Source organism: Candidatus Hydrogenedentota bacterium (assembly GCA_019695095.1).
Lineage (GTDB): Bacteria > Hydrogenedentota > Hydrogenedentia > Hydrogenedentales > SLHB01 > JAIBAQ01.
The window spans coordinates 1-26,672 of the sequence record JAIBAQ010000083.1 but is presented as its reverse complement, the minus strand read 5'-3'; the positions used below and the strand labels follow the sequence as shown (position 1 = coordinate 26,672).

Sequence of the window (26,672 nt, the reverse complement as noted above, 5' to 3'; positions counted from 1 at the left end):
GCATGGCAGGGATCTCCTGTGAAATTATTGAGCTAGGGAGCTACTACCGAACACAACCTACACAATGAATCCCTGGTGAGGGGAAAGAGTTGCAGGCTGGGGCCGATGGGTGCGATGGGGCAGATGGGACCTATGGGTCCTATGGGTCCTATGGGGCAGATGGGGCAGATGGGGCAGATGGGGCTGAAGCATGAAGTGATCGACGGGCAGGCTACGGTGCATTCTTCTTCGAGGAGTCCTGTAACCAATGAACCTTCAACCCGTATACCTTGCGCAACGATGATCGAAGGATTGGCAAATGTGGACGGGAGCGGCCAGGAGCTGGCAGGGGCCGCAGCCCGAGGCGACCTGAAGGCGTTTGAGTTGTGGTGCACCCGGCTTGAACGTCCGCTCTACGGGTATGCCTTTGGGATGGTCCGGAACGTCCACGACGCCGAGGACATCGTGCAGGAGACGTTGTTGCGCATGTACCGGCTGGCGCGGGAGCGCCGCCTGCGCGACGATGCGGGTTCAGCCCGGTCGCTCGCGTTTGGCATCGCCCACAACCTGGCCGTGGACACGTTCCGCAGGCGCCGCGGGGCGCAGCCCGTTTCCGAGGCACGCTCCCCCGAGGCATATCAGTCCGCCGAGGCATCGCTGGTGCGCGAGCAGGTCGAACGCGCAGTCGCGGAGTTGCCCGAGAAACAGCGGTCCGCGTGGATGTTGCGGACGTATGGCGAGCTCAGCTACGCGGAGATCGCCGTGGTTCTCGGGATCTCTCTGGAGGATGTGAAAGTGGGCATTCATAGGGCCCGCAAACGTCTGGCAACCCTTCTCGACCGGGATGGCCAGTATGTAGGAGAACGCAGCCATGGGATGTGATCTTGTGCGCGTCTCCGCATACCTCGACGGTGAACTGAGTGAAACGGAACGACGAACATTTGAAACGCATGTGCAGGGGTGTTCCGAATGCGAGGAGGAACTCCAGCGCCTGCGGAGGGTAGTTGCCATGTCAATCGCTTACGTCCCGCCGATGGATCTCCATGTGCGGGTGATGTCTCGAATTCGCCAGGAAGACGCCTCGTCGCGCAGCATTTCGTGGCGGCGTTACCGGCGCGTTGCATTGGTCGCGGCTGCGGTAGCGGTGCTGGTGGTGGGCCTTGGCTTTTGGTGGATGCGCGGCCCGAACCCGGCTACGTCCCTGCCCATGGTTGTTCATGCGCCGGATTCTGAGCTAAATAGGGATGGAGGCACGCCTGCGCCGAAAGAGTCTCAGCGGAGAGAAGTTGCTCAGGACACTTCGCAGCAGGAGAAATTCGCGGAAACGACAGCCTTACCCTTCAGACTCGTGGGTACGGTCGCGGGGGGCACGCCTCAGGCCATTTTGGTGTCCACCGAGACGAACAAGCAGGCGGTAGTCGGCATTGGAACGCAGATAGCGCCGGGTGTTGTGGTGAAGGAGATCCGGCAGGGCGAGGTTGTCCTCGACGATAATGGCACGGAAGTCACGCTCACCAAATCGGCCACGCTGACTACCGCGGGACCGAATCTTGCGGGCGTGTGGAAGGTGCAGGTGTCGCGAGACGGTGAGAAGACCGACGAGTTTGAGTTGGTTGCCTCTGTGAGCGGAACGGCGATCGAAATGAGGTCTACGGACAATCCCAAAGAGCCGCCGATATCTGGCACTTTGGCGGGTTTAAAGTTCAAGCTTGCACGTGTCACCGAGGACGAGGCCTTGGTTGTGGAGGGCACTGCTACCGAGGATGGACAGCACTTGACGGCAACTGCTGTTACTTCCGATCCGCGTGGGCAGGGCGAGCAAGTGACGTATGAGGTCAAGGGGGACAAGCTGGATTCGAAGACCGTACTCGCGGCAGTGGAACGCAAGATGCGCATGGGGGAAGTGAACGAGGAGTTGCGGAGCTTGTATCCGCCGTTCAGGGCCTATGCGGAAGCGAATGATCTTGCCATGCCAAATGCGCCCGCAGACTTGGCGCCCGATTACGCCGCTGATGTGTCCGGCTATGCGAGCACCCCGGATCGGCGGGTGACGTATCACGCGGGGCTTTCACTGGTGGACACCTCGATCCACAAGGAGCCCAGTTATAGCGGTACGCTGGATGAAGTTGCTGGGCAGATGATCGCGCACGAGCAGAAGCTGCGGCAGTTGTACGGTAATGACATACCGGTGGCGCCGGTTTTGCTGGAAGTGGCATATCCCCAGGAAAAGCTGATTGGGACAGTCACGGTCAACGGAATAGTCAGCGTGGTGGATGAGTCGAATGCCGAGCCGTCGAGTCGTGGGCCAATCGCCGCGCAGCGCGCCAGCGACCAGAACAACCTCAAGCAGCTTGGTTTGGTCGTCAAGATGTACCAAAATGAGCACAAGTACGAGTGCACGCCGCCGGGATGGTTGTCGGTGTATCCGGAGTACTTGACCGACCCGAACGTCCTGACGTCGCCCTGGGACCAGCCGGGCACGGCCTCGTACGACTACTTCTTCCCGGCACGTTCGCAAAAGGAGTTGCTGCAAGTCGCTGCGGAAGTTTCGGGAGACCCGAGATTAGTGGGTATAGACCTATCGAACGTCGAGAATCCCGCAACCATTGCCAAGCTTCAGTCAGAGGTTCCTCTCGCCGCGAACAAGCACGATATTCCCGGCGAAGCGGAAGCGCGTCGGAATGTCTTGTTCCTCGACGGGCACGTGGAGTGCGTAACCATGGACCAATGGGAGGAAAGAGTCGCGCCTTTCATCGGCAGATAGGGTAAACCTTCTGTTTCCCTTTTCCCTGGGAAGTCTGTGCGCCAGTCCCCCTGGCGCACGGACGTTTTTTGTGGAAGAGCAGGAGACCTCGTGAAGACGCAGAGAGCCGGCGGAAGCGTCGGTCCGGGAGCCGATCGAAGCGGAGCGAAGTCTGAGATTTTACACAATTTTGCAATATTTTAGCATTAATATTATTAAATAAATGCAGAAAGTTGGAACGCAACCGTGAATTCTCAGTACCTTCAATGGTACGCAGGGTTTACGTCACTCGCAGACGATAACGTTGCCTGAGACGAGGGCAACGGCGCGTTGAAAAAAATCGTGGGCATACCCCCATATTTTGTGTTGTACAAGCATAGACCTGTCAAAGACATACCACCGGTATGCACCAGATTGGAGCAATATTCCCGGTTTTTTTGAGGTGGAATTTGGGAACTTTAGGCAACTCGGGGGTATATAGCCGGTGTGGGTTGATGGTATCTTTGCGCCCTTTTGGGGTGTAGAAGGGCCGTATTTCCCTGGATGGAGGTGAAACCGGGGCGAGCGGGCCGGGTATTAGGAGGAGGCATTCCGCATGCGAATTGGAATGAAGACGTGAAGGAGAAGCGGTTGCCGGAGAATTTGCGAACGAGGGTTCGACGCCGGAAGGAGGACCCGATAATGCTGAGTCGACTCCAGGTGCAACGAGTCGCAAGGACGCAAGAGGGGTAGGCAGCATGCGTTATTCCAGCCGGGCGATAGTGGGGCTGGCTGCTCTCATCGTAACGTCGGTGGCGTTGGCCGAGCTGTACTCGATTCCCGCTGATCAGCTTGATCCTCAGAAGATTTACTGGGGAACAGCGAGTGGTTTCGAGAAGCCGTCTGAAGTACAATACGACGAGCTCATCAAGGAAACGCCCGAATACAAGGAATTGAAGAAGAAGAAGGTCGAGCGTGGGACGGGCAAGTACTGGATATTGATGAGCCAAGCCAGCGACCGAGTGGTGAAGGCGATTTCGCAGGTAGGCCAGGAAACCGAATACGACTTGATCGCAGCGCAGGGGTACTTAGGGGGACTCAAGCCGCCCATTCCCGCGGAAGACATCACCAAGCAGGTGCTTGAGGTCATGAATAAGTCCGCCAACGGCAATGGAAGCGGTAAAGGGCACAAGTCAGGATCGAAAGGCGACTGAGCGCGTGCAGTACAAAAAGCCAAACAGAGGCAAGGGGGCGTGTTTTCTGGCTGGTGTGGCCGTTTTGACGGTAGTGATGGCGGCTGGCTGTTACACACCGCGGACCATGGCTCCATCTCCGGAACCGTTGGATAAGAAACCGTCGACGATGAAGGGGAACGGCGGGCAGCAGGAACTTAGCGAAGCCAAGTACATGGTGGAGCATGGCGACTACACGGTCGTAATTCCGCGGCTGCTCCAGATTATTTCCAACTACCCGAATTCAAAATACTCATTGGAAGCGAGATATCTCTTGGCCGTCACGTATAAAGAGGTGAAGAGTTATCGCGACGCGATTGACGTTCTTAACGAGTACTTGCGGATTGCTCCCGAGGGGCCGCGCGCGAAGGAGTGCAAGAAGCTCGCGTCATCGCTCTCCGAGGAATATGAGCAGAAATACTGGACCGAGGAGAAGCTGGAAGCGCGAATCGACGAACTCAGCAAGGCACTGCAGAAGGATCCCCAGAGTGTTGACCTGCAGTTGGAGCTGGCGGATTTGCTGTGGAAGCGTGGCGATTACCAGAACGCAGGGACCATGTATGCGCGGGTTGCGCAGGAGCATCCGGAGAAGGCGAACGATCCGTTGCTGACTAGCCGGATCGAGATAATGCCATCGGGTCAGTACTTGGTGCTGACACCAGGAGAGGTGCAGCGGCGCGCGGTGGAGAAGCAGCCGCTTGTGGTAATAAATTTGGCGTCGTTCCGAAGCGGAGAGGATTTGTTCACGCGGCAACCCTTGTATTACAGCGTGACTGGCCAAGCCGTGAACCGAAGCGATAGTGTGTTGTACGGAGTACAGGTGATGGTAACCTTGTACGGCTTCGGCAATGTCGTGTATGACACGACCACGGCGAATATCGGTCGATTGAACCCCGGAGAGAGCCGTGCGTTTAGTGTGCGGTTCAGCAACTTCGACGATATTGAGAATGTATATCGTTACGAGGCGGTTGGTTCGTTCGAACGGTGAGAGAGGTACTGTGAGAGTAACAAAGCTGCTAGCCATGATGCTGCTGGCATCGGTGGTTGCGGGGGCAGGCGAAGCTCCACCGCCGACTGTGCCGGTAGCAGTCCCTGGGACTCCCATTCAGACGGGCGCGCCGCAGCAGGTGAGCGTGTCCGTAAAGATTGTGGAGTTTCAGGCCACCAAAGGCGTCGAGACCGGGATGAGCGCGTTTTTTGCCCGGAGAAACGAGGTGCGGCCTTACGGTCGCGTGTCGAGCGGAAACGGCGCGATCACGACGGCGGACTTGACCTTTCCGTTAAGTTCGGAAGGTGCAATCACGGTATTCCTTGACCGTTTGCGGTTGAATGAGGGGGACCTGGAAATCCTTCTTCAGGCGCTGGTCAACGAGAATAGGGCGCTTATCCTTTCGCGTCCGAAGGCGATGGTCATGGTGCGTTCGGGAACTCCGACGATTATCAAGACCGTGGAAGAAAATCCGTACGAATCGCCGACGGTTGTGGGAACCACGGTGGTAACCGCAACCAAATTCCGGCCCACGGGCGTAACGTTGACGGTACATGTGCCCGACGTGGTCGATGACGACCTAAACTGGAATACGACCCAGGATACGTACATCAACCTGAACCTGTTGGCTGAGGTAAAGGAGCTGGGCGAAGACATTATTGTGGCGCTGGACAACCGGATTGTGGGCGCCAGCCGTATCGCGGCACCTACGTTTGTGACGCGCAGCATCAACACGAGCGTATGGGTGCGTCATGGACAGGTGCTCATACTGGGTGGGCTTTTCCGTAATCGTAAGATCAAGAATCTCGACACGGTGCCTGGGCTTTCCAAGGTGGAAGAGTTTGCCACGGGACTCGCGAGCAAGGTGATTCCCGGCGATGTTGGCGGTACGCCGGTGACTTCGTCGCTGGGTAACCGCGAGTCGGAGGAGCAGCGCCGCGAGCTTGTGTTCTTCATCAAGGCAGAGACTTGGCGGCCGGCGTATACCGTGGCCGATGAGCAAGGCATCGATGGCGCGAGTCAAGAAGATGCCGAAGGCAAAGACGGAAAAGACAGAATGAAGCCGACGGAAGTGATCGGCGATGTTATCGGGGGCATCACGAGCATACCCCAAGGTATTGCCGAGGGTGTGACCGGCGAAAAGAGCGACGAGAAGACTAACGTCGAATCGCAGTTGGGAGGGCCGCCGAAGTGAAACACGCGGTCCATCTAGTTGCCGTCGCGGCAATGGTAGTATTCGCTGGAGCTTCGGCTTGGGCACAGGATCCTGCTCCTGCTCCTGCGCCGGCACCCGCTCCAGCCCCGGCTCCAGCACCGGCACCGCCACCAGAAGCGGCGCCCGCGCCTGCTCCTGCTCCAGCGCCTGCCCCAGAAGCGGCACCCGCTCCGGCGCCTGCGCCTGCGCCAGATGCCGCAGCAGCGGCACCGCCGCCACCGCCGCCGCCACCACTGCCACCACCTCCTCCTCCGGTGGTCCAGATTCCGCAGGTGCAGATACAGGTTTGGATCAGCCAGACGGATGAGAACGGAGCCCGCGATATCGGTTCTAACTTGAACTACACACGGTTCGTGCGCGGGGTTGAGCAGAGCGGATCGGTGGAGCGTGTGCGGACGCAGACGTTTTCGCCTTCCACGTCGACGTTCGATGCGACATTGCCCGCGCCGGACGGCAATCCGTATCCGGACAACGTGCGGCTGGCGCCCGAATCCAAGACGAAATGGACGTTGGGGAATTCGCTTTCCGCGGATGCGGCGCGACCGGGCGAGTATAACATCAACACGCGGCAAGGTGCCGGGCTTTCGTACAACATCATCGATTCGGATCGAGGTACGCTGGAAGGCATTTTGCGGGCTATCGAGAAGACCACGGACTCTGACTTGATTAGCAAGCCTGAACTGCTCGTCAGCAATGGACAGCAAGCCACGATCAAGGCGGGTGAAGAGATCCCGTTCCAGGGTGTGACACTGGCTCCGGTTACAAACGTTCCGATCCTGAACATCGATTGGCGTCAAATCGGCGTGAACATCGACATCAAGCCGACCATTTTGTCGCCGGAGTTGGTGCAGATCGACATCGCGCAATTGGAAGTAGTTGACAGGCTGAAGGCAACGCCCATTCAAGGGTTGCAGGTGCCGGTATTCTCGACGCGTTCGCAGAACGGGTCGGTCTTGGTGCCCAACACGCAGACGCTGGTGATTGGCGGTCTGTCAAGCCGTGTTGTGCGCAAAGCGGAGCGGCGCGTGCCGGTGATTGGAAGCCTTCCGTTTGTGGGCATTCCATTTCGCGGGCGCTCGAACGAGGCGTTTAACAGCCAATTGCTGATCTTCATCTCGCCGACGATTGTGAATCTGCGGGAAGACAAGAAGCCGATGGAAAGCGCGCTTAATTTCTGGAAAGAGGTTGAGTGGGCGAACCGCGAACGGATTCAGCAGGAAATCGATTTAATGGAGGAAGAGCTGTAGGCTCGTTTCCTCAGTTGAGTATGTTGGGGATTGTCCGTGGCGTGTCTCTTCATCGAGGCGCGCCACGGGTTGCATTTGAGCTACGCGCTTACGCATGATGCGTTATCCATGAAATCTATCCTTCGATTTATCCCTGCATATGTTGTTACGGGCGCCGCCTTGGGGTTGGCGTTTCCCGCTGCGCATCTATTTCCGCTTGCGTGGGTTGCGCTCGTTCCACTGTTCGTGTCGACGTGGCGATGCGGTGCGCGAGACAGCTTCAGACGTTTCTTCCTTGCTGGATTTCTGTTTTATCTGGTCATTCTCCATTGGCTCTTGACCAACGTGTATTGGGCCGGGGGATGGGCCGTGTGGGGATATGTCGCGTTGAGCGCGATCATGGCCCTTTACTGGGGGATCATTGGGTGGTCATGGGCACTGGTGCGTTCGCGTCTGCCTTGGGTTCCTCCGGTGCTTGTTCTGGTAGTCCTTTGGGTGGGCATGGAGCACGCACAGTCGTTTCTATTCACGGGATTCGGATGGGGCGCTTTGGGGTACTCGCAAGGGCCTGACCTCGCGTTGGCGCAGTGGGCCGCCATTGGAGGCGTGCCGCTGCTTTCCGGATTGCTCGTGGGGGTGAACGGGCTGCTTGCGGGGGTGATCGCCGATGGGACGCGCCGCGTGCCGCGAATCGCGTGCGCGATTTGTGTCGTTGCAGGCGCGCACGGGGCCGGCGCCATGATGCTTGCGCCCGCGGACTATGGCGAACAGACGTTCAACGTCGGCTTGATCCAATCGGATTTTCCGCTTGAGATGAAGTGGGACCCTGAGTACACCTCGGAGATGGTACGCAATGCCGCGGACAAGTCGCGCGTGCTTGCGGGCGAGGGGGACGTGGATCTGTTTGTGTGGCCCGAGAGCCTTGTGATGGACGACATTGAAACGCCGGGAATCTGGGAGCCTATCGAGTCGATGACTCGCGAGACAGGCGTGCCGTTGTTCACCGGCACCATGCGGACCAATGCGCAGACGCGAGGCGATCTGAATTCCAGTCAGCTGATAGCGCCAGACGGACAGATTAAGGCTACGTACGACAAGATTCACCTCGCTCCATTTGGAGAGTATGTGCCTTTCGGCAAGTACTTGCCGTTTATTAAGAAGGTCGTGCCGGCAATCGGTGAAGTGGAGGCGGGCACGGAATTGAAGACGATTGCCGTGGGCGAGCGCACCATGGGTCCGCTGATTTGTTTCGAGGTGTTGTTTCCGGCGATGGCTTCACGCCTTCGCGCGGAAGGGGCGGATTTTCTTGTGGTTATCACGAATCTGGCGTGGTTTGGCGCGAGCAGCGCATTGGACCAGGAGCTGGAGGTGGCGCGTATGCGCGCGATTGAGGCGCGTATGCCGCTTGTGCACGATGCGAACTCGGGCATTACGGGAGTCTTCGATCCTTACGGGCGTTTTGAGTTGGTGGATATCTACTTCGACGGTCATGGAAATGCGTATCGCTTCGAGCACCTTGAGCCGACGAACACGCGGATGGAGCGGTTGGGCGGTGTGTTGCCGGTATCGCATGCGGCGGAGCGGCCGGTTCCCTTCAGCGTGCTGGCCATTCCCAATGCGACACTCGTTGCGGGTATCGCATTGACCGTGCTTGCGGGGGTCTACCGCAGGCGCGACGCAGGGGCGCAGTAGCATGGCGCACAGCGAAGGACAGCTTTCGAAATTCATCGCCATCTTCGCGGGCGGGACCATGATTAGCCGCGTGCTGGGACTCGTGCGCGATTCGATGGTCAATGCCATGATTCCTGTTGGCCCGCGCGAGGCGTTTTTGGTGGCGTTTCGCCTGCCGAACACATTGCGGGACATTGTCGGGGAAGGAGCGTCGAACGCGGCCATCATTCCGGTGTTGTCCGAGGTCCACGAAAAGAAGTCCAAGGAAGAATTTCAGGCAGTCGTGTCGTCGGTGTTTGGCGGCATGATTGTGGTTCTGGCGTTGGTGACGGCGTTGGGCGTTTTGCTTGTGCCATGGATGTTGTCACAGCTTAATCACCTGGATGCCATCACGAGCGGAAAGACGTACTCACCCGAGGAGTTGAGTCATCTCGTATCGCTCGGACGCTGGACCTTCCCGTACATCTTCTTCATCGGTCTGGCCGTGTTCTCCATGGGGGTGCTTTTCACGGTGCGGCGATACTCGACGTCGTCGTGGGCGCCCGCGTTGTTGAATGTGGCGATGATCGGTTCGTGTTTGCTGTCGTACACCGGGACCATGACACCTGGATATGCGTTGGTGCTGGGCGTATGGATTGGCGGGATTGCGCAGGTAGCCGTGCAGCAGTATTCGATGGGCAAGCACACGGGCGTATGGATGCCCAGTTTTCGACTGAATCGGTCGGAGATCTACACGATTCTTGGGCTGATGGTGCCGGTTGCGATTGGTCAGGCGGCCGGGGAAGTAAACAAGATGGTGGACACGCTGTTTGCGTATAAGAGCGCGGAAGGCAGCGTGACCGCGTTGTATTCGGCGAACCGTCTCGTTCAGCTTCCGTTGTCGGTGTTTGGATTTGCGACGGCGGCGGCGGTGCTTCCGGCGGTGTCGCGCGCGGCGGCGCAACAGCGGCCCGATCAGATTCGCGCGTTGCTGATGCACGGGTTTCGCCAGACGTATTTTCTCATTACGCCTTCGATGATCGGATTGATTGTGCTGGGCGAGCCGATTGTGCGCTTGCTGTTTCAATACGGCAGGTTTACGGCAATCAATACGGAATGGACCACGAATGCGTTGATCATCTACGCGATGGGTCTGCTGGCGTTTGCGTGGGTGAAGGTGGCGGTGTCGGGATTTTACGCGGTGAAGGACACGCGGACGCCGGTGCTCATATCGTCGGGCAGCATGATTTTGAATATCGCGCTTTGTTTCCTGTTCGTCAAGCCATACGGATATAAAGGGCTGGCAGCGGCAACGACATTCTCTTACTTTGTGAATTTCGGAGTGCTGTACATATTGCTGTGCCAGCGCTACAAGGCCCTGTGGGACGCGAAGTTTATCAGCGGGCTAATTCGGATGAGTCTCGCGACGGCAGCCATGGGTGCGCTGGCGTACGGCGCGTATGTGCGATTGAGATTTGTGGTTCCTGAGACTGCGTTTGCAGGCTATGGGGACACGATCTCGGGTGTGGTGGGCAACTCCACGGCGATGTTCCTGGAGGTATTGGCTGCGCGCGCGGTGGTGGTGTTGGTGCCGATGCTGATCGCGGTGCTTTCGTATTTGCTGTTGAGCAAGTTTTTTGGCGTGGACGAATTCGAGAGTTTCTTGAGGTTGCTCCGGCGAAAGAAGGAAGCGAAAGCCAAGGCGAAATAGCCCGGATTTCTCACGAACACACAGGAACTTTCTCGTAGCCAGTGTGTTCGCGAGAATCCCTCATGGCATAGCCTTAACGAGTCTTAAAGCGGAGTTGGGGAGTCGCCCTCAATTGCCTGCAGGCAGATCCTCTTTCGTGATCGTGCCGTCTTTGTTGGTGTCGAACTTGTCGAACGCTTCTTTTGGGTAACCGGGTTTGGCGGTTTGCGCTTCTTCGAGCGTCACCTTGCCGTCGCCGTTGGAATCGGCGGCTTGAAGTTTCTGAATGGCGTTCTCTCGCGGTGCCGTGTCGCCCTTGCCGGGTTTGCCGCCTTGCTGGCGATCTTCCATTGACAGAACGCCGTCCTTGTTCGTGTCGAGTTGGTTGAAGCGCTCTTGCGTCATGTCCGTGGCGACTTTCTTCATTTCATCGTAGGTGACCTTCCCATTCATGTCGGAATCGGCACGTTTCGCGAGTTGCATGACGGATTCACCCTTGGGACCCGCTGCCGGTCCGTTGCCGGGCTTTGGGGTTTCGTCGGGAGTAATGACGCCGTCGGCATTCCTGTCCATGCGCGAGAATTGATCTTGCGTCATGTCGGGAACGACGATTTTTGCCTCGTCGTAGGTAACCTCGCCATTCTTGTCTGCGTCGGCTTGCTTGAACTTTTCATTGGCGCTGGGCGCCGGAGTCGAAGACGCTGCGACCGGAGAAGGAGGCGAGGGAGGTGCAGCCGTGGCCACCTCTTCCTTGGTTAGAAAGCCGTCCGCATTGGCATCGAGCTTCTTGAAACGCTGCTCGGGAAAGTTCGGCGCTTTTGCAGTGATTTCTTCCAGAGTGACTTTTCCGTCCTGATTGGCGTCAGCCGCCATGAGTTTTGCGCCAGGCGCTTGCGCGGGCGGGTGCGCAGCAGCGAGCTCCTCTTTCGTTATCGCGCCGTCGGCATTCTTGTCTACCTTGTCGAAACGTTCCTTTGTAAACTTTGGCGCGGCACTAGAGACTTCGTCGAACGTGAGCTTGCCGTCGTTGTCTGCATCGGCGCGCTCGAAGAGCCCCGGTTTGTTTGCGGACCTCTTGTTTGCGTTGGCGTCCGGTGAGGGAGTGCCGTCAGTTGTTTTCGCCGCGCGCTTTTTGGGCATTTCGTCACGCGTCAGGAAACCGTCGGCGTTAGCATCGAGTGTCTTAAAACGTTCTTCCGTGAACTTTGGGGAATGCGCTTTTGCCTCATCGTACGAGAGTTTTCCGTCGCCGTTGGTGTCGGCGGCCATCCCTTTGGCTTTGGGGGCAGTATCGTCTGCGTAAGCGGGCGCCACGAGGGCGCAGACAAGTAGGGTGGCGAGCGCCCCAATCGTGAAGTGTCGCATGGTTAATTCTCCTGAGTTGGTTCTGGTGCTGAAAGATAGAACACGGCAAGCGGAGAGAGGTTCCGTGACGGAGACAAGAGTGCGAGAAGTTGACATGCGAGGCGGGGCGTGATATACATATACTTAGTATGTGTATAGTGGTAATCGAGGGGGTGCATCAATGGATGAGTCGAAGAAGCGAATTCTGGACCGGTTGAATCGGATTGAGGGACAGGTTCGGGGAATCCGGGGGATGGTCGAGCAAGAACGCGGCTGCTACGACATCGTGAAGCAAGTGGCGGCGGTGAATGGGGCGCTAAGGTCCTTGGGCTTGCTGGTGCTTGAGCATCACTTATCGGACTGTGTGTCGGACACGCTTGAAGGCCGAATGCAGAGCGAAGAATTGAAGCAACGATTGATGGATTTGTTCGGGCGATTGAGTAGTTGAGCGAAGCGAGTTCGGAATAGAGCGTTGGGGGCCGGAAGGCCTGCCACGATGACAATAGGGAGTGAGATTGAGCATGTCGAAGCGAGTCGTAGTTGTTGGCGGTGTGGCTGGAGGCATGAGTTGCGCGGCGCGCATAAAGCGATTGGATGATCGCGCCGAAGTGACCGTGTATGAGAAGGGGAACGACGTTTCGTTCGCCAATTGCGGGATGCCGTATTACATCGGCGGGACGATTGCCGATCGTGGGTCGATGCTCGTGCAGGGTCTGGCGAGCTTGCAGGGGCGGTATGGCCTGGATATTCGCGTGCGGCATGAGGTGACTCGCATCGACCGCGATGAGAAGACGGTTGAGGTAAAGAACCTCGACACGGGCGCGGTGCTGAGTACGCCGTACGACGTATTGGTATTGTCGCCTGGGGCTGCGCCGTTTCGTCCGCCGATTCCGGGCGCGGATAGCCCGAAGGCGTTTGTGCTGAACGATCTGAGCGATATGGATCGGATTGCGCAAGCGGTCAGCGGCGCGAAACACGCGTGCGTGATTGGTGCGGGTTTCATCGGGTTGGAGCTTGTGGAGAATCTGCGTCATCGGGGGCTGGACGTGTCGCTGGTGGAAATGTTGGACCACGTGATGCCGCGGATGGACGCGGAAATGACGCAACCATTGTTGCAGGAACTGCAATTGCACGGGGTCAACGTGTATCTGGAGGAGACAGCGCAGGCGATCGAGGACGGTCGCGTGGTTCTTAAAAGTGGCAAACGGATCGAGAGCGATTTCGTGTGTTTGTGCGTGGGTGTGCGGCCCACGTCGAAACTGGCGCAGGACGCGGGGCTGGATGTGAATGAGCGCGGCTATATTCGCGTGAATGCGCAACAGCAGACGAGTGATCCGAGCATTTATGCCGTGGGTGATGTCGTTGAGGTGACGGACTGGGTTGATGGGAAGCCGACGGCGATAGCGTTGGCAGGGCCGGCGAACCGTCAGGGGCGAATTGCGGCGGACGTGATTTGCGGACGGGATACGGCGTATCGCGGCTCGCAGGGCACGGGCATCGTGAAGGTGTTTAATTTGGCCGCGGCGCAGACAGGGCAGACCGAGCAACAGTTGAAGGCGGGAAAGACGGTATATCGCCGCGTGTATGTGCATCCGATGCAGCATCCGCGGTATTACCCTGGCGCGCAACCCGTAAGCACGAAGGTGCTGTTCGCGCCGGATGGCAAGATTCTGGGGGCGCAGGTAGTCGGCACGGAAGGCGTGGACGTGATGATCAATGCGCTGGCGATGGCGCAGCGCAGCGGGATGAGTGTCGAGGATTTGGAGCACGCGGAGCTGGCGTATTCGCCGCAGTGGGGCGGGGCCAAGCATGGCGTAAACATGGTGGGTTTCGTGGCGTCGAACGTGTTGAAGGGTGACGTTGAGTTGGTTGAGGCGGATGATGCGCCCAAGGACCTGCTGTGGCTGGACGTTCGTGAGCCCGCCGAGGCGGAGGCGGGAGCCATCCCGGGCGCGATGCTTATTTCGGTGGACCAGTTGCGGTCGCGCGTGAACGAGCTTCCAAAAGATCGGGAGATTGGCGTGTACTGCGCGGTGGGTTTGCGCGGATACATCGCCTGCCGGTTTTTGAAGCAGCACGGATTCCGGGCGCGCAATTTGAACGGCGGTTTCCGTACGTGGGCGTGGTATCACCGTAAACCCGCGGCGACCGTGCAAAAAGCCGAACCGAAGCCTCCCGCCAGTCCGCAGTCGGCGAACCTCGAGTCCGCGGGGAAGAAGACGGAGTTGGATGTGACTGGCATGCAATGTCCCGGACCTATCGTGAAGGTGAAAGAGGCGATCGAGAACATGTCCGTTGGTGACATTCTTGAGGTGACGGCGACGGACGCGGGGTTTGCGTACGATATGCCCGCATGGTGTAAATCGACGGGGCATGAATTGATCGCCGTCAGGCCCGAGGGTAACCGGTACGTGGTTGACGTGAAGAAGCGGGCCGTTGCCGCGCCGAGTTCATGCGCGGCTCCGAGTCATGCGGCGAATCGGAGCGGGAAGACGCTCGTTGTGTTCTCGGGCGATTTGGATCGTGCCATGGCATCGTTTGTGATTGCGAACGGAGCGGCGGCGATGGGCAGCGAGGTGACCATGTTCTTCACCTTCTGGGGACTGAACGTCCTTCGGAAGGAGCAGGCCCCGCCGGTGAAGAAGGGGCTGTTGGACCGGATGTTCGGGATGATGATGCCGCGGGGCGCAGAGCGGTTGCGCTTGTCGCAAATGAACATGGGCGGCATGGGTACCAAGATGATGAAGTATGTGATGAAGCAGAAGAACGTGATGTCGTTGCCTGAATTGATTGCGTCGGCTAAGAAGGCCGGCGTACGGATGGTGGCTTGTTCGATGTCGTTGGACGTGATGGGCCTCAAGCAAGAGGAACTTGTCGACGGCGTGGAAATCGGCGGTGTGGGTATGTATCTCGGCCAGGCTGAGAGGGCTGGAGTGAATTTGTTCGTGTAGGCTGCAAGGTGAAGGCGTTGGGTTCGCATGGGCGGCAGGGACAGCCGTGGAAGGGCCAGGGATGGCCAGAGACCTGCGATCGTAAGAGTGGCTGGGTCAGGGACCCCGCCACAACTGGGGGACAGCCATGATGGCCAAGGATGGCCGGGACTGTGAGTCAGCGAAGATAATTACTTGACGGGGACGGGGCATCCGGTTATCGTAGTTGCATTAACCTGTTGAAGAAGGGAGATGCGGCGGATGCGCTGGCTACGGTGGTTTGTATTTGGAGTTGCTGCGTTGCTGGTGTTGCCGAGCTGCCAGACCGTGAGCGCGGTCAACGATTTGGCGAATGCCATTGTTGGCACGGCCTTGAAGACGGCTGAGAAGGCGCTGAACGCAGAGACCTACAAGAACGCCAACTCTTCCACGACGGCAAAGCAGGACATCAAGGCCTACAAGACGTGGGCACAGCGGTATGCGAGCCAGTATTCGAATCAGGGGAACGTGAAATCGTCAACGAAGTCCACGCGTTCGGCCGCCAGAGAGGCGGCGCGGGCCGAGCGCAAGCGCAAGCGGGATGTGGCGTATACGCGGTACGGGGTAGAAGTAGATAAACCCGAGAAGAAGCGAAAAAAACGCAGCCACGCGCCGACGAATCCGTATTGGCAAGAGTAGCTTCTTGCCCGCCTAACGTTATTCCAACCCGTACTTCTTGATCTTGTACTGCAAGGTCGTGCGCTTAATGCCGAGGTGATCGGCGGCCTTCGTCTTATTCCACCGGAAACGCTGCAGGGCAGCGGCAATCATTTCGCTTTCGAGTTGGTCGGTGCGCTCGATAAGCGAGGCCGAATCGGGGGCGGGCACGAATACGGGCGCAGGTTCCTCCCGGATGGAGAGCATGTCTTCGGGGATTTCTCCGAGCGTGATGGTTGCGCCTTCCGCCAGTACGACCGCGCGTTCGAGGATGTTTTCCAGCTCGCGAACATTGCCCGGCCACGGATATTGCATGAAGAAGGTCATGACTTCGTCTTCGACGCCGACGACGTTCTTGCCGGTTTCCTGGCTGAATCTGCGGAGGAAATGGTCCACGAGTGCGGGGATATCGTCTATGCGGTTCTTGAGCGCTTCGACGCGGATGGAGAAGACGTTCAGCCGGTAATAGAAGTCTTCGCGGAAGGTGCCCGCCTTGATGGCTTCGCGCAGGTCGCGGTTGGTGGCCGCGACGATACGGACATCGACTTTGACGGGGACTGTGCCGCCGACGCGTTCGAATTCGCCTTCCTGCAACACACGCAACAGCTTTGTCTGGATGTTCGGGTCGATTTCGCCGACTTCGTCCAGGAAGAGCGTGCCGGTGTGTGCACGTTCAAAACGGCCGGCGCGTTGGCCGACGGCCCCGGTGAATGCGCCGCGTTCGTGACCGAATAACTCGCTTTCGAGCACCCCGGGGGCGAGGGCGGCGCAGTTCAGCGCGACGAAAGGGCGCTCCTTGCGGGGGCTGGCGTCGTGGATGGCGCGCGCGACGAGTTCTTTGCCGGTCCCGCTGGGTCCGGTGATGAGGACCGAACTGCGGCTGGCGCCAATCTTCTGAATCATCTTCAGGAGATGCTTCGTTTCCGCGCTGTCGCCAACCATCTTGCGGTCGCCGGAGTCGATGATGCGTCGGCCCTCGAGGGGGCGGGTAGTCGCGCGGGATTCGCCGACGATCTTGTCGACTTTAAGCTCGATTTCATCCATGCGGAAAGGCTTTTGGATGAAGTCGCGCGCCCCCATACGCATGGCGTCGACGGCGGTCTCGATGGTGGCGTATGCCGTGACGAGAATGACGGGGCTTTCGATGGTGGCTGCGCGTGCCGCGCGAAGAACGGCAAGGCCGTCCTTGCCAGGCATCTTCAGATCGGTGATGACGACGTCAAAGGCCTGGTCCTGCAAGAGTTGGATAGCCTTTTCGCCGTTGGAAACGGCGGTAACGTCGAAACCTCTATCCTTGAAGATACCTTCTAGGAAGTGCCGCATGCCAGGTTCGTCGTCTACGACGAGCATGCGCCGAGCGGAATCCTGTTTCTCCACACCTAACCTCGCTATATCAATCACCCCGACCCCATCTGACTGTACCACTAAGACTTGTATGCGTCAAACGGGAGTGTGTGTGGGTGGTGGGGAAAAGGGACCGATGGGACCCATGGGACCCATGAGACCCATGAGCTGATGAGACCTGAGACCCACAGGCCTTGAGGAAAGGGAACTGGGCAAGACTAGTCGCCAAAGAGCTTTTTGAAATCGTCAACGCTTGGAGTGGCCTGGTCGGAGGCGCCGAAGAGATTCTCGAATGCGTTGCGGGCGGAGGCGGATGAGTCTTTGGCGTCGGCGGACGCGCCAGTTTGTTTGAACTCGAAGTCGTCGCAGAAGTTCGCGCCGGATTTGTCGCCGACCCAGTCCGTCGTGGGGATGGCGCATTGGTTATGTTTGGCGGGCTCGTAGAATCGGCAATTGAGGCAGCAGTGGAGGTATGCGGAGCAGCCTTCGCAGTATTCTTTGACGCCGGGGACCTTGGTTTCGCTGATCCATTCGCGGCCGCATTTGTGGCAACGTCGCATAGGTACCTCATTGGAGTTAGTTCGCGGATATGATGCCGGTTGGGTGATGCCGAAGTCTACGGGGAGGACGGGGGAGAATTTTGGATTTTGGAGTGAAGAATGTTTGTATTTGGGTTTGGCTGCGGGTAGTGTCGTTGGAGTTTGACCGAGACAGGGTGTAGGGATTTCTTTTGGGGGACGTAGAACTATGCACGGTTGGGTGACGCTCAACGCGTTGATCATGGTGGTCTACATCATTGGCATCGTCGCCATTGGTAGCATGTTCGCGCGCAGGCAGAAGACGACTTCGGATTTTTTTCTTGCGGGACGTTCATTCAAGTGGCTGCCGATCGCGTTGTCGGTAATCGCGTCGGATCTGAGCGCTGTGAGTTACATGGGCGCGCCCGCCATGGCGTTCCAGCACGATCTCCGGTATGCGTTAAGCATCATCATCTTCCCCGTCGCGGTGCTATTTGCCGTGTCTGTGGTCGTACAGGTGTTCTACCGGCTGAAGGTATTTACGGCGTACGAGTACCTGGAACGCCGGTTTGACGTGAGCGTGCGTTCCTTGGCGGCGGCATTGTTCCTGCTGAATCGAGGCGGTTGGCTGGCGTGCGTGATCTATACGCCCGCGCTCGCGTTGTCGGTGGTGACCGGGGCAAACCTGGTGTTCTGCATTCTGATGATGGGATTGCTTACGACGCTGTACACCATGCTCGGGGGAATCGAGGCGGTGATCTGGTGTGATGTGATCCACTTCTGCGTGCTGACGTTTGGGATTATTGTGGCGTTGTCCTTCGTGCTGTACGACTTTGGCGGAGACTTCTCGACAATCTGGGGGATTGCCGCGGTACATGGCAAGACGCGGATGGCAAGCTTCGATTGGAGTCTGAGCGCGGAGTTTACCGTGTGGGGACTCATTGCGATGAGCCTCGTGAACAATGTGTCTTCGTATGGCGTGGACCAGGTGATCGTGCAGCGGTATTTCACGGCCAAATCGATGACGCACCTTATCAAGAGCGCGGTGGGCCAGTCGATCCTGGTGGTCCCTGTCACGCTGGCGCTGTACCTGGTAGGGACGATGCTCTTCGCGTATTACCAGCAGCACCCCATCATGATGATGTCATTGTTGAGCCTGGATCCTTCGGATTCCGTGAAAGCGATGAACCGCGTGTTGCCGCATTTCATCACGTATGGGATGCCGGTTGGGGTTTCGGGATTGCTGATCGCGGGGATTATCGCGGCAACGATGGGTAGCTTCAGTTCGGGGCTGAATTCCGTGGCGACGGTCGTAGTGATGGACTTCTATAAGCGCTTCCTGCATAAGCCGTGGAAGACAGATGAGCACTATCTTCGCGCGGGGCGCGTGGGGACTTTGATCTTGGGATTCGGGGCCACGGGGGCCGCGTTCTATGTGGGAAGTCTTGGGACCATTCTGGAAATGACGGGGAAGATCACCAGTTTTCTGGTGGGGCCTGTCGTAGCGATGTTTCTGTTGGGGGTGTTGAGCAAGCGCGCCAATTCGGTGGGTGTATTGATGGGTACCGTAGCGGGATTGGCGGTCGTGGTTTCGGTAGGAGCGCGCGTGTCTTGGCTGTGGTGGGGAATAGTCGGGTTGGTGGTGAGTATGGTGATGGGATACGTGTTAAGTGTGGTGTGGGAGGTGTTGAGGAAGTCCACCGCAAGCACCTAGAAGAACCCAGTGGATCTGATCGAACTGGTTGCGTGTTGGAATAGACATTGACGGAGAAGGTGTGGGGGCACATGCGAAGTGTCTTCAGTAGTCTCGCGGTGATTCTGAGTATGGCATGTTTGAATGCCCAGGCAGAATCGTGGCGCGGCGTGCACGTGATGGCGTGGGGGCCGGCGGGCGGTGACGAGGGGCTGCCGGTGTTGAAGCGGGCCATTAATGACGTGCTGGTTCCTCTCGGTGTGAATACGATCGTGTATGAGGTGGGATACAACTTCGAATTCGAGTCGCATCCGGACATGCGGTTCGACAAGGCGATGTCGAAAGCGGGCGCGCGCGATTTGGCCCAGTTTTGCAGGGAACGGAAGATCCGGTTGATACCGCAGTTCAACTGCCTTGGGCACCAGTCGTGGGTTAAAGGGGCCATGATCTTTCCGTTGATGGCGAAGCACCCGGAGTTTGAGGAGGTGCCCGATTTCTCCGAAGAGAAACGAGCGATGACTCTGAAGAATTGGTGTCCGTTGCATCCGGATGTATATCCGATCGTGAATGATCTTCTGGACGAACTGATAGACACATTCGGATCGGATGCCATTCACGTAGGTATGGACGAGGTGCTGGTGTTTGCGAGTCCGAAGTGCCCACGGTGTGCAGGCAAGGATCCGGCGGAGTTGTTTGCGCACGCGGTGAACGGGCTTCACAAGCACTTGGTGGGCGAGCGGAAGCTGACGATGATGATGTGGGGCGACCGGTTGCTGGACAAGAGCGATCCCAATTCCGGGGATGGCTGGGAGGCCAGCGACAAGGGGACGGCGCCCGCGATCGACATGATCCCCAAGGACATTGTGATTTGCGACTGGCATTACTCGTTGCAGGAGGACTATCCCTGGGTGCGATTGTTTCAGGAGAAAGGTTTCCGTGTGTGGCCGTCGAGTTGGAAGAATTCGGAAGCGGCGTTGGCGTTCCTGAAGTGCGCGTATCGCGCACCGTCGGAGAAGATGATGGGGTATTTGGCGACTTCGTGGGTCATCCGAAGTGGAGACTTCGCACAGGCTTTGTTGGGTGAGGGGGAGCCTGAGGCGCTGAAGGACCGGGCGCAACCCGCGGCTGACTCGGCGAAAGCGTGTCTGAGGTGGATGCAGGAGAACGCGAAATAAGCTCTTTCTGACTCATGACTTCCGTGGACTGCTGCCGTGATGAAATGGAAAGACCGCGAGGGATGTTTCGAGAGGTGAAGGGCTGACATTCCTGCCTGCGACGGTTGTCATGGCATGTGGACGGAAGGGGAATGATTATGAAGAGAGCCTTACTCCTAAAACGCGCTTCGTGTCTAGCAGTGGCGTCCGTATTGGCAATTGGCACTTCCTGCACTCCGCAAGGGACTATCGAGATCGGGCCTGTTCGCGTGACTCAGGCAATAGGTGAGTCGACTATCCTTCAGAGCATCTTCCTGCCCAAGGATGGAGCCCCTATCGTATGGTCGGACGACTTCTGCGATATGCCATCCGAACAGGAATTGCAGGATGAGGTTCTGAATGTTGGGGGAATTGACCTTTCGGGATTTGTGCGACTGAGCGCGTTGAATCTGATTAACGCGCATCTCGTCGCGACGAGCGGCGACTTCAATTTCATGACTTCGATTACGGTGCGATTCATCCCGAAACCTAGCGCGGGCGATCCGGTCGTGTTGGGGACGGCAAGCAATGCGGGTGGTTTGGGTACGGAGATTACTTTGACACCGCCGGAACCGGTGGATTTTCTTGAGTTGATACGGGCGAACGACGAGAGCGATTCCCTGATATGCCCGAAACTTGAGTACACGGTAAGCTATAGCGGTCCCCCGACGTCTGACGTGGCCTACCGAGCCGAAGTGACGGTGGATGGATACGTGGAAGTGGGTCAAGTCTAGAAAGCCCTGTTGGTGACCGCTCCCTTGCCCCTATGTTCTTAGACAGTTCACTAATTTGTAGTTGAGGCCGAACGGGCGGACGCGTATGCTTTTGACGGCAGGGTATTGTTCAAGAGGGTACGCGAAGTGCAACAAGCGTTCTTGGTATGCCGCTCGGCGCGGGGAGACATCCGCCGGATACCCGTTGGCGCGAGTATTACCGTGGGCCGGTCGATCGATTGCGGGTGTGTGATTGACGATGCGGCGGCATCGCGGCGTCATGTGCGCATCAGTTATTACAAAGGGGTCTACCGTTGGAAGGACCTCGGCAGTACAAACGGGACGTTGTACAACGGCGTCGAGTTGGGCGAGGGGGAGCTCAAGCACGGGGATAAGCTGCAAATCGGCGAAGCGGTCATCGAATTCGAAGTCAAGTCGGGAGGGGACGAAGAAGGGCTGGGTTCGACCACGATGATCCAGGAATCGATGGTCGACTGGAAAGACAGCGGGGCGCATCCGACGAAGGAAGATCGTTCCGAGAAGCTGTTGCGCGCCGTGTATTCGGTGATGAGCGAGATCGCCTCCAACTACGAGCTCTGTCCGTTGGTAGACCGCATCCTGGAAACGACGATCAAGGCCGTGGATGCGCAGCGGGGGGTCATCGTCTTCGCCGAAGAAGACGTGGAAGGACTGCTGCCGTGCCCGGAGTGCAAGAAATTCCACGCGATTGAGAATGGAAGGCTGAAGCACGTCAGGGACAAGGACTTTCGCATCAGCAGTACCGTGGCGCACCGTGTGCTTACGCAAGGAGAGAGTCTGCTCATTCAGGATACGGGCGGCCCAGGCGAAGTGAACCCTTCCGAGAGCATCGTATCGCTGCATTTGCGATCCATCATTTGTGCGCCGCTTCGGGGCAAGTTCGGAATTCTTGGGATTCTGTACATGGACACGGACCGCGCGAATCAGCAGTACACGCATGAAGACATGCTGCTTTCGACGGCCGTCGGGAATAGCGCGGGGCTCGCACTGGAGAACGCGCGGATGCACAGTCAGATTCTGGATAAGTACCGGACGGACCAGGAAATCGAGCATGCGTGGGCGATACAAGATGGGTTCCTGGTTCATGCTTGGCCGGAGGACGACAAGCGGTTTTCGGTGTATGGGGAGATGCGTCCGGCGAAAACGGTCGGCGGAGATTTTTATGATTTCGTGAGGCCGGATGCGGACCACGTGGGGATACTCATTGGCGATGTCAGCGGGAAGGGTGTGCCTGCGGCGTTGACGATGGCGCAGTTGCTGGCGGAGTTCCGGCTATGCGCCAAGGAGGAGACATCGCCAACAAAGGTGCTGAGGATGCTCAACGAAGGGCTGGTGGACCGGAGCCGGTTTGGGACCTTCTGTACGCTGGCGTACCTGGTGATCGACCTGAGAAACGGGACCGTGCGGTGCTGCAATGCGGGTCACCATCCGGCATTGGCAATTGGAAGGGGCAGCGTGCGGGTGTTTGCGGGCGCCAGCGGCCCGCCTGTAGGCGTGTTGTTGGAGGCGGACTGGACCGATAGTGAGCACCAGTTGTCACCCGGAGAATCGGTGCTTCTGTACACGGACGGAATTCTGGAAGCGCGCGCCAATTCGACGGTGGACAAGGACGGCGCGTTGGAAGAGTTTGGCATGGAGAAACTGCGCGAAGTTGTGCACAATCAAGGCGCGTCGCCGAAGTCGTTGGTGGAACGCGTGCACATGGCGGTTTTGGAGTATTGCGAGCCCGACGGTCCGCATGACGATTGCACGATGATTGCGTTAAAGTATGAGGGGTGACCGGTTGCGCGTAAGAACGCCGAGGAAGGCAGATGGGTAGCGCCGCTCGAAAGCCGGTATTGCAGGGCGACCCCGTGGTGCATTCCTCAACACCCGGAGTAGGTGAGCGCGTGGAACGTGAGGACATCCGAATCGAGTTGGCATCGGACCCGAAGCTGCTACGGTCCGTGCGGGCGTTGGTGCGGACGTATTTACTGTCAGCGGACGTGGATTCGGAGAGGGCGTCGGAAATCGTGCTGGGCGTGGACGAGGCATGCACAAACGTTATCCGGCATTCGTACGGAGGGCGCCCGGACGGCAGGCTGCAGTTGTCGATGCAATGTACCGATGAGGCCATCGTATTTCGGTTGTGCGACAGCGGCGATCCGGTATCGCTGGAGCGTTGCGCGCGCCGCGAGATGAGCACCGTGGACGAGATCGCGCGGGATGGCGGCGGCCTTGGCGTTCAGTTGATGTATCGCGTGTTCGACAGTGTGAATTACAGTCCTGGTTTAGAAACAGGAAACTGCGTGACGTTGCGAGTCCAGCGCGCGTCGACGCGAGCAAAATGCGGTGACCATGGAGCTTGAGATACACCAGACGGAAGAAGGCGGGAAATCGGTCATTACCGTGCGCGGCGAAGTGGATTTGTACAGTTCGCCGCGGTTGCGGGATGCCGTGACGAAGGCGGCGGCGAAAGGCAACGGAGATATTCATGTCGACCTGAAGGGGGTCCCGTACATGGACAGCTCGGGGGTTGCGACGCTGGTGGAAGGGTTCCGGGCCGCGAACGACAAGAAGAAGCAATTTGTTTTGCTCGCGCCGTCTCAAGCGGTATTGAAGGTGTTGCAGTTGTCGCGGCTTGATTCCGTGTTTGTAATCCGCGAAGACGCTTGAGGCGCAAGGTATATGAGGCACGGAGACAGTAACGCGGAATGACGGCGCTGACGGTAGTCGTAGGGACGACGGGGCGTGTGACGCTGAATGCGCTGCACGCCTACTGCCGGGTGTCGGTGCTGATTGTCGGTACGGTGAATTGGGTGCTGATTCAGCCGTTGCGGGGCCGCGGGCTTCGGGTGCGGAGCACGGTGTCGCATTTTGTCGAATTTGGAGTCAATTCGCTGCCAATTGTCGCGCTGATATGTTTCCTGGTGGGCGCGATCATTGCCATGCAGTCGGCATATCAACTCGCCCGATTTGGAGCGATGCAGTACATCGCAAATCTGGTCGGGGTGGCGGCCATGCGCGAACTGGCTCCGTTGATGACGGCGGTGTTGCTGACCGGCCGCAGCGGTTCGGCTATCACGGCGGAAATCGGAACCATGAAGGTCGCCGAGGAAATCGACGCGCTGGAAGTCATGGGGGTGAATCCGACGAAGTTTCTTGTCGCCCCGAAGTTCATTGCGATGCTGTTTGCGATACCGTGTCTGACGGTGCTGGCGACGTTCATCATGATTCTCGGCGGATACACGCTTACGGTGGGCATACTCAAGATCGATTCGGGCGTGTATATCGCGAACACGATTAGTTCGCTGACGATGAAGGATTTTGCGACCGGATTCACGAAGAGCATCTTCTTTGCGCTGGTGATCTGCTGGGTGGGCGTTTATCGAGGGTTTCAGGTGGAAGGCGGGGCCGAGGGCGTGGGGCGGATGACCACATCGTCGGTGGTGACGTCGATCTTCTTCATCATCATAGTCGACCTCGTCTTTACCGCGGTCTTCTTCTTCTGACATGGCAAACGAATCCGAACACATCATCGAGGTGGAAGACCTGGTCGTGAAATACGGCGAGCGCACCGTGCTGGACGGGATTTCGTTCAAGGTGCGACGCGGCGAGGTGTTCGTGATTCTCGGCGGCAGCGGGTGCGGAAAGACGACGCTGTTGCGGAACCTGGTCGGACTGATGCGGCCGCATTCGGGCCGGATTTTGTTCGACGGCAAAGATTTCACCGCAATGAGCGATACAGAGCGCATTGACGTCCGTAAAAAGATGGGGATGTGTTTTCAAGGGGCGGCGCTGTTCAATTCCATGTCGCTGGCAGACAATGTCGCGCTGCCGTTGCGGGAGCACACGAAGCTGGAAGAGTCGACAATCGAGATTATGACGAAGATTAAGCTCGAACTGGTGGGGTTGGGCGGATTCGAGGAATATCTGCCCGCCGAACTAAGCGGGGGCATGAAAAAGCGGGCAGGGCTGGCGCGGGCCATGGCGATGGATCCGATGGTCATTTTCTACGATGAACCGTCAGCGGGGTTGGACCCGATCGTGGCGGCGGGATTGGACGCCTTGATTCGCAATCTACAGAAGACATTTAATCTCACGAGCGTCGTGGTGACGCACGAGATTGCGAGTGTGCGGCTTATTGCAGACACGGTGTGTCTGTTGAACGGTGGACGGATTGTGGAGATGGGCGCGCTGTCCAGTCTGGAGGCGTCGCAGCATCCGTTTGTGAGGCAGTTCTTTGAGCGGCGCCCAGAAGAGGAAGGAGACGACCGGGAGGAGTATATTCGGTCGTTGACGAAGACTCCGTAAGGGAGAGAGACGGACCGGCGGGCAGGCGCCGGTACGAGCGGTAGGAAACAGGGAACGGTAGGGAAACAATCTACAATGCCCGCGCGCAAACACGATTTTACGGCGACCGAGATCAAGGCAGGCATGCTGGTGCTGGTGAGTATCGGCCTGTTCATTGTGTTCCTGGCGGTGATTAACGGATACCGTCCAAAGCAGAACGAGCAGGTGTTCGTCTGCTATTTCAAAGACACGCTGGGCTTGAACCGGGGGGCAGACGTGCGGTTCGGCGGGGTGAAGGTTGGCCGGGTTCGCACGATCGTCCCGGACAAAGAGCGGCTGTCGTACATTCGGGTGGAGGCGGTGGTGCCGCCGGATCTGCCGGTAAACGTAGATTCGGTGGCGTATGTGAGCCAAACGACGTTGACAGCGGAGAAACACCTCGAGATTGCCACGGGTGAGCCGGAGTCGGTGAAGCTGGCGAGCGGGGCCGAGATCAAGGTGCGTGAAGGCGATTTATTCAACCAGGCGGGCCAGGTGGCGGGCAGCATCAAGGACGTGTTGGACGATGTGCAGGCCCTGCTGGGCGTGCAGGAGGCCAAGGAGAAGGCCGAGGACGGCGAGGTGACGAGCACGGTTGCCAAGTTGTTTGAAGGGTTTGACAAAGCCGTCGAAGAAGGCACAGGCCTGGTTTCTGATGCGCGGGGTATCGTGGATTCGAACCGCGAAGAGATCGACGGGGCCATAAAGCGGGTCCAGGAAATAGAAAACTCTGCAAACGAGCTGGTTACCCAACTGAATGGGTTGGTCAGTGAGAATCGGGAGAGTCTGAAGGCCTCGCTGGAGAAGGTGCCGAAGATCGTGGATCGGGTCGCCGAGCTTGCGGAAGACCTTGACGAGATTTCGGCGAGCCTTCAGGCCACGCTGGATGAGTCGGCGCGATTGGGCGAGACGGCCAACGACGCCCTGAACGATTACAGGCCGATTATCGAGGATACGGTCGTCGATCTGAGGCAAACGGTTCGGCATCTGCGCGATTTCTCGGAGACGATTGCCGAGGAGCCCGCGGCGGTAATACGCGGATCGACGCCGCGCGGGCGGAAGAACGATCAGTGAGTAGAAAACAGGCGGTTGGGTTAACGCGAAGACGGAGAGCGGGAACGTGACAGCACAGAAGTTTCGGGTTTTCGCCATAGGGATTGCGTTGCTTGCTGGCGCGTGCGCTCACGT

The 26,672-nt window shown here is 58.2% G+C and carries 23 protein-coding genes; 20 read left to right on the top strand and 3 right to left on the bottom strand.

The window, feature by feature from the left end:
- Nucleotides 1-132 precede the first annotated feature (132 nt).
- From K1Y02_14630 to murJ, 8 genes are all read left to right on the top strand, one after another.
- Nucleotides 133-861 carry an RNA polymerase sigma factor gene (locus K1Y02_14630; GenBank protein MBX7257593.1) on the top strand — a complete coding sequence of 243 codons (729 nt, stop codon included), beginning with the start codon at nucleotides 133-135 and terminating at the stop codon, nucleotides 859-861.
- Nucleotides 851-2,743 carry a zf-HC2 domain-containing protein gene (locus K1Y02_14625; protein MBX7257592.1) on the top strand — a complete coding sequence of 631 codons (1,893 nt, stop codon included), beginning with the start codon at nucleotides 851-853 and terminating at the stop codon, nucleotides 2,741-2,743. Before K1Y02_14630 ends, K1Y02_14625 begins: the two co-directional genes overlap by 11 nt.
- A 716-nt stretch (nucleotides 2,744-3,459) precedes the next feature.
- Complete coding sequence (locus tag K1Y02_14620; protein ID MBX7257591.1) at nucleotides 3,460-3,915, top strand: hypothetical protein; 456 nt, start codon at nucleotides 3,460-3,462, stop codon at nucleotides 3,913-3,915.
- A 4-nt stretch (nucleotides 3,916-3,919) separates the two neighbouring features.
- Nucleotides 3,920-4,921: an FxLYD domain-containing protein gene (locus K1Y02_14615; protein ID MBX7257590.1), complete on the top strand. Its 1,002-nt coding sequence runs from the start codon at nucleotides 3,920-3,922 to the stop codon at nucleotides 4,919-4,921.
- Between the two features lie 10 nt (nucleotides 4,922-4,931).
- Nucleotides 4,932-6,116, top strand: a complete 1,185-nt coding sequence (locus K1Y02_14610) for a type II and III secretion system protein (protein ID MBX7257589.1) — start codon at nucleotides 4,932-4,934, stop codon at nucleotides 6,114-6,116.
- The gene (locus K1Y02_14605) at nucleotides 6,113-7,384 is read left to right on the top strand and encodes a type II and III secretion system protein (GenBank protein MBX7257588.1); all 1,272 of its coding nucleotides are present in this window, start codon (nucleotides 6,113-6,115) and stop codon (nucleotides 7,382-7,384) included. The genes K1Y02_14610 and K1Y02_14605 overlap by 4 nt, the downstream gene beginning before the upstream one ends.
- 36 nt (nucleotides 7,385-7,420) lie before the next feature.
- Complete coding sequence (gene lnt / locus K1Y02_14600) at nucleotides 7,421-9,055, top strand: apolipoprotein N-acyltransferase (GenBank protein MBX7257587.1); 1,635 nt, start codon at nucleotides 7,421-7,423, stop codon at nucleotides 9,053-9,055.
- A 1-nt stretch (nucleotide 9,056) separates the two neighbouring features.
- Nucleotides 9,057-10,724: a murein biosynthesis integral membrane protein MurJ gene (murJ, locus tag K1Y02_14595; GenBank protein ID MBX7257586.1), complete on the top strand. Its 1,668-nt coding sequence runs from the start codon at nucleotides 9,057-9,059 to the stop codon at nucleotides 10,722-10,724.
- A gap of 108 nt (nucleotides 10,725-10,832) precedes the next feature.
- On the opposite strand, the gene K1Y02_14590 is transcribed toward murJ, so the two are convergent.
- Nucleotides 10,833-12,068, bottom strand: coding sequence for a hypothetical protein (locus K1Y02_14590; protein ID MBX7257585.1), 1,236 nt, complete (start codon nucleotides 12,066-12,068; stop codon nucleotides 10,833-10,835).
- 160 nt (nucleotides 12,069-12,228) lie between these two features.
- Here K1Y02_14590 and K1Y02_14585 point away from each other — a divergent pair, with 160 nt between their 5' ends.
- The 3 genes from K1Y02_14585 (at nucleotide 12,229) to K1Y02_14575 (ending at nucleotide 15,655) form a co-directional block, all read left to right on the top strand.
- Complete coding sequence (locus K1Y02_14585; protein ID MBX7257584.1) at nucleotides 12,229-12,495, top strand: metal-sensitive transcriptional regulator; 267 nt, start codon at nucleotides 12,229-12,231, stop codon at nucleotides 12,493-12,495.
- A gap of 73 nt (nucleotides 12,496-12,568) precedes the next feature.
- Nucleotides 12,569-14,998, top strand: coding sequence for an FAD-dependent oxidoreductase (locus K1Y02_14580; GenBank protein ID MBX7257583.1), 2,430 nt, complete (start codon nucleotides 12,569-12,571; stop codon nucleotides 14,996-14,998).
- A gap of 240 nt (nucleotides 14,999-15,238) precedes the next feature.
- On the top strand, nucleotides 15,239-15,655 hold the full coding sequence (locus K1Y02_14575; GenBank protein MBX7257582.1) for a hypothetical protein: 417 nt from the start codon (nucleotides 15,239-15,241) through the stop codon (nucleotides 15,653-15,655).
- 18 nt (nucleotides 15,656-15,673) lie between these two features.
- Here the strand turns inward: K1Y02_14575 and K1Y02_14570 are convergent, their stop codons facing one another.
- Together K1Y02_14570 and K1Y02_14565 are read right to left on the bottom strand one after the other, a co-directional pair.
- The gene (locus tag K1Y02_14570) at nucleotides 15,674-17,050 is read right to left on the bottom strand and encodes a sigma-54 dependent transcriptional regulator (GenBank protein MBX7257581.1); all 1,377 of its coding nucleotides are present in this window, start codon (nucleotides 17,048-17,050) and stop codon (nucleotides 15,674-15,676) included.
- A 185-nt stretch (nucleotides 17,051-17,235) separates the two neighbouring features.
- Entirely contained in the window at nucleotides 17,236-17,577 is a 342-nt protein-coding gene (locus K1Y02_14565) for a hypothetical protein (GenBank protein MBX7257580.1), read from the bottom strand.
- Between the two features lie 187 nt (nucleotides 17,578-17,764).
- On the opposite strand from K1Y02_14565, the gene K1Y02_14560 reads away from it, so the two are divergent.
- From K1Y02_14560 to K1Y02_14520, 9 genes are all read left to right on the top strand, one after another.
- Complete coding sequence (locus K1Y02_14560) at nucleotides 17,765-19,249, top strand: sodium/solute symporter (GenBank protein MBX7257579.1); 1,485 nt, start codon at nucleotides 17,765-17,767, stop codon at nucleotides 19,247-19,249.
- Nucleotides 19,250-19,320: 71 nt separating this feature from the next.
- Nucleotides 19,321-20,403: a family 20 glycosylhydrolase gene (locus tag K1Y02_14555; protein ID MBX7257578.1), complete on the top strand. Its 1,083-nt coding sequence runs from the start codon at nucleotides 19,321-19,323 to the stop codon at nucleotides 20,401-20,403.
- Between the two features lie 137 nt (nucleotides 20,404-20,540).
- Nucleotides 20,541-21,155, top strand: a complete 615-nt coding sequence (locus K1Y02_14550) for a hypothetical protein (protein ID MBX7257577.1) — start codon at nucleotides 20,541-20,543, stop codon at nucleotides 21,153-21,155.
- Nucleotides 21,156-21,281: 126 nt separating this feature from the next.
- Nucleotides 21,282-22,952, top strand: a complete 1,671-nt coding sequence (locus K1Y02_14545) for a SpoIIE family protein phosphatase (protein MBX7257576.1) — start codon at nucleotides 21,282-21,284, stop codon at nucleotides 22,950-22,952.
- 32 nt (nucleotides 22,953-22,984) lie between these two features.
- Nucleotides 22,985-23,521, top strand: a complete 537-nt coding sequence (locus tag K1Y02_14540; GenBank protein MBX7257575.1) for an ATP-binding protein — start codon at nucleotides 22,985-22,987, stop codon at nucleotides 23,519-23,521.
- Nucleotides 23,511-23,828 (top strand): STAS domain-containing protein, encoded by a 318-nt coding sequence (locus K1Y02_14535; protein MBX7257574.1) that lies wholly within the window; start codon nucleotides 23,511-23,513, stop codon nucleotides 23,826-23,828. Before K1Y02_14540 ends, K1Y02_14535 begins: the two co-directional genes overlap by 11 nt.
- A gap of 38 nt (nucleotides 23,829-23,866) precedes the next feature.
- Nucleotides 23,867-24,664 (top strand): ABC transporter permease, encoded by a 798-nt coding sequence (locus K1Y02_14530; GenBank protein MBX7257573.1) that lies wholly within the window; start codon nucleotides 23,867-23,869, stop codon nucleotides 24,662-24,664.
- 1 nt (nucleotide 24,665) lies between these two features.
- A complete protein-coding gene (locus tag K1Y02_14525) occupies nucleotides 24,666-25,466 on the top strand; it encodes an ABC transporter ATP-binding protein (protein MBX7257572.1) in 801 nt (266 codons plus the stop codon).
- Between the two features lie 75 nt (nucleotides 25,467-25,541).
- On the top strand, nucleotides 25,542-26,558 hold the full coding sequence (locus K1Y02_14520) for an MlaD family protein (GenBank protein ID MBX7257571.1): 1,017 nt from the start codon (nucleotides 25,542-25,544) through the stop codon (nucleotides 26,556-26,558).
- Nucleotides 26,559-26,672: the final 114 nt, after the last annotated feature.

Bases quoted from the DNA above. Each gene is read 5' to 3' on its own strand.
- K1Y02_14555 (MBX7257578.1), top strand. From the start codon at position 19,321: ATGCGAAGTGTCTTCAGTAGTCTCGCGGTGATTCTGAGTATGGCATGT.
- K1Y02_14625 (MBX7257592.1), top strand. From the start codon at position 851: ATGGGATGTGATCTTGTGCGCGTCTCCGCATACCTCGACGGTGAACTG.
- K1Y02_14550 (MBX7257577.1), top strand. From the start codon at position 20,541: ATGAAGAGAGCCTTACTCCTAAAACGCGCTTCGTGTCTAGCAGTGGCG.
- K1Y02_14585 (MBX7257584.1), top strand. From the start codon at position 12,229: ATGGATGAGTCGAAGAAGCGAATTCTGGACCGGTTGAATCGGATTGAG.
- K1Y02_14620 (MBX7257591.1), top strand. From the start codon at position 3,460: ATGCGTTATTCCAGCCGGGCGATAGTGGGGCTGGCTGCTCTCATCGTA.
- K1Y02_14520 (MBX7257571.1), top strand. From the start codon at position 25,542: ATGCCCGCGCGCAAACACGATTTTACGGCGACCGAGATCAAGGCAGGC.
- murJ (MBX7257586.1), top strand. From the start codon at position 9,057: ATGGCGCACAGCGAAGGACAGCTTTCGAAATTCATCGCCATCTTCGCG.
- K1Y02_14560 (MBX7257579.1), top strand. From the start codon at position 17,765: ATGCACGGTTGGGTGACGCTCAACGCGTTGATCATGGTGGTCTACATC.
- K1Y02_14630 (MBX7257593.1), top strand. From the start codon at position 133: ATGGGTCCTATGGGTCCTATGGGGCAGATGGGGCAGATGGGGCAGATG.
- K1Y02_14590 (MBX7257585.1), bottom strand. From the start codon at position 12,068: ATGCGACACTTCACGATTGGGGCGCTCGCCACCCTACTTGTCTGCGCC.
- K1Y02_14530 (MBX7257573.1), top strand. From the start codon at position 23,867: ATGACGGCGCTGACGGTAGTCGTAGGGACGACGGGGCGTGTGACGCTG.
- K1Y02_14565 (MBX7257580.1), bottom strand. From the start codon at position 17,577: ATGCGACGTTGCCACAAATGCGGCCGCGAATGGATCAGCGAAACCAAG.
- K1Y02_14540 (MBX7257575.1), top strand. From the start codon at position 22,985: ATGGGTAGCGCCGCTCGAAAGCCGGTATTGCAGGGCGACCCCGTGGTG.
- K1Y02_14525 (MBX7257572.1), top strand. From the start codon at position 24,666: ATGGCAAACGAATCCGAACACATCATCGAGGTGGAAGACCTGGTCGTG.
- K1Y02_14580 (MBX7257583.1), top strand. From the start codon at position 12,569: ATGTCGAAGCGAGTCGTAGTTGTTGGCGGTGTGGCTGGAGGCATGAGT.
- K1Y02_14575 (MBX7257582.1), top strand. From the start codon at position 15,239: ATGCGCTGGCTACGGTGGTTTGTATTTGGAGTTGCTGCGTTGCTGGTG.
- K1Y02_14535 (MBX7257574.1), top strand. From the start codon at position 23,511: ATGGAGCTTGAGATACACCAGACGGAAGAAGGCGGGAAATCGGTCATT.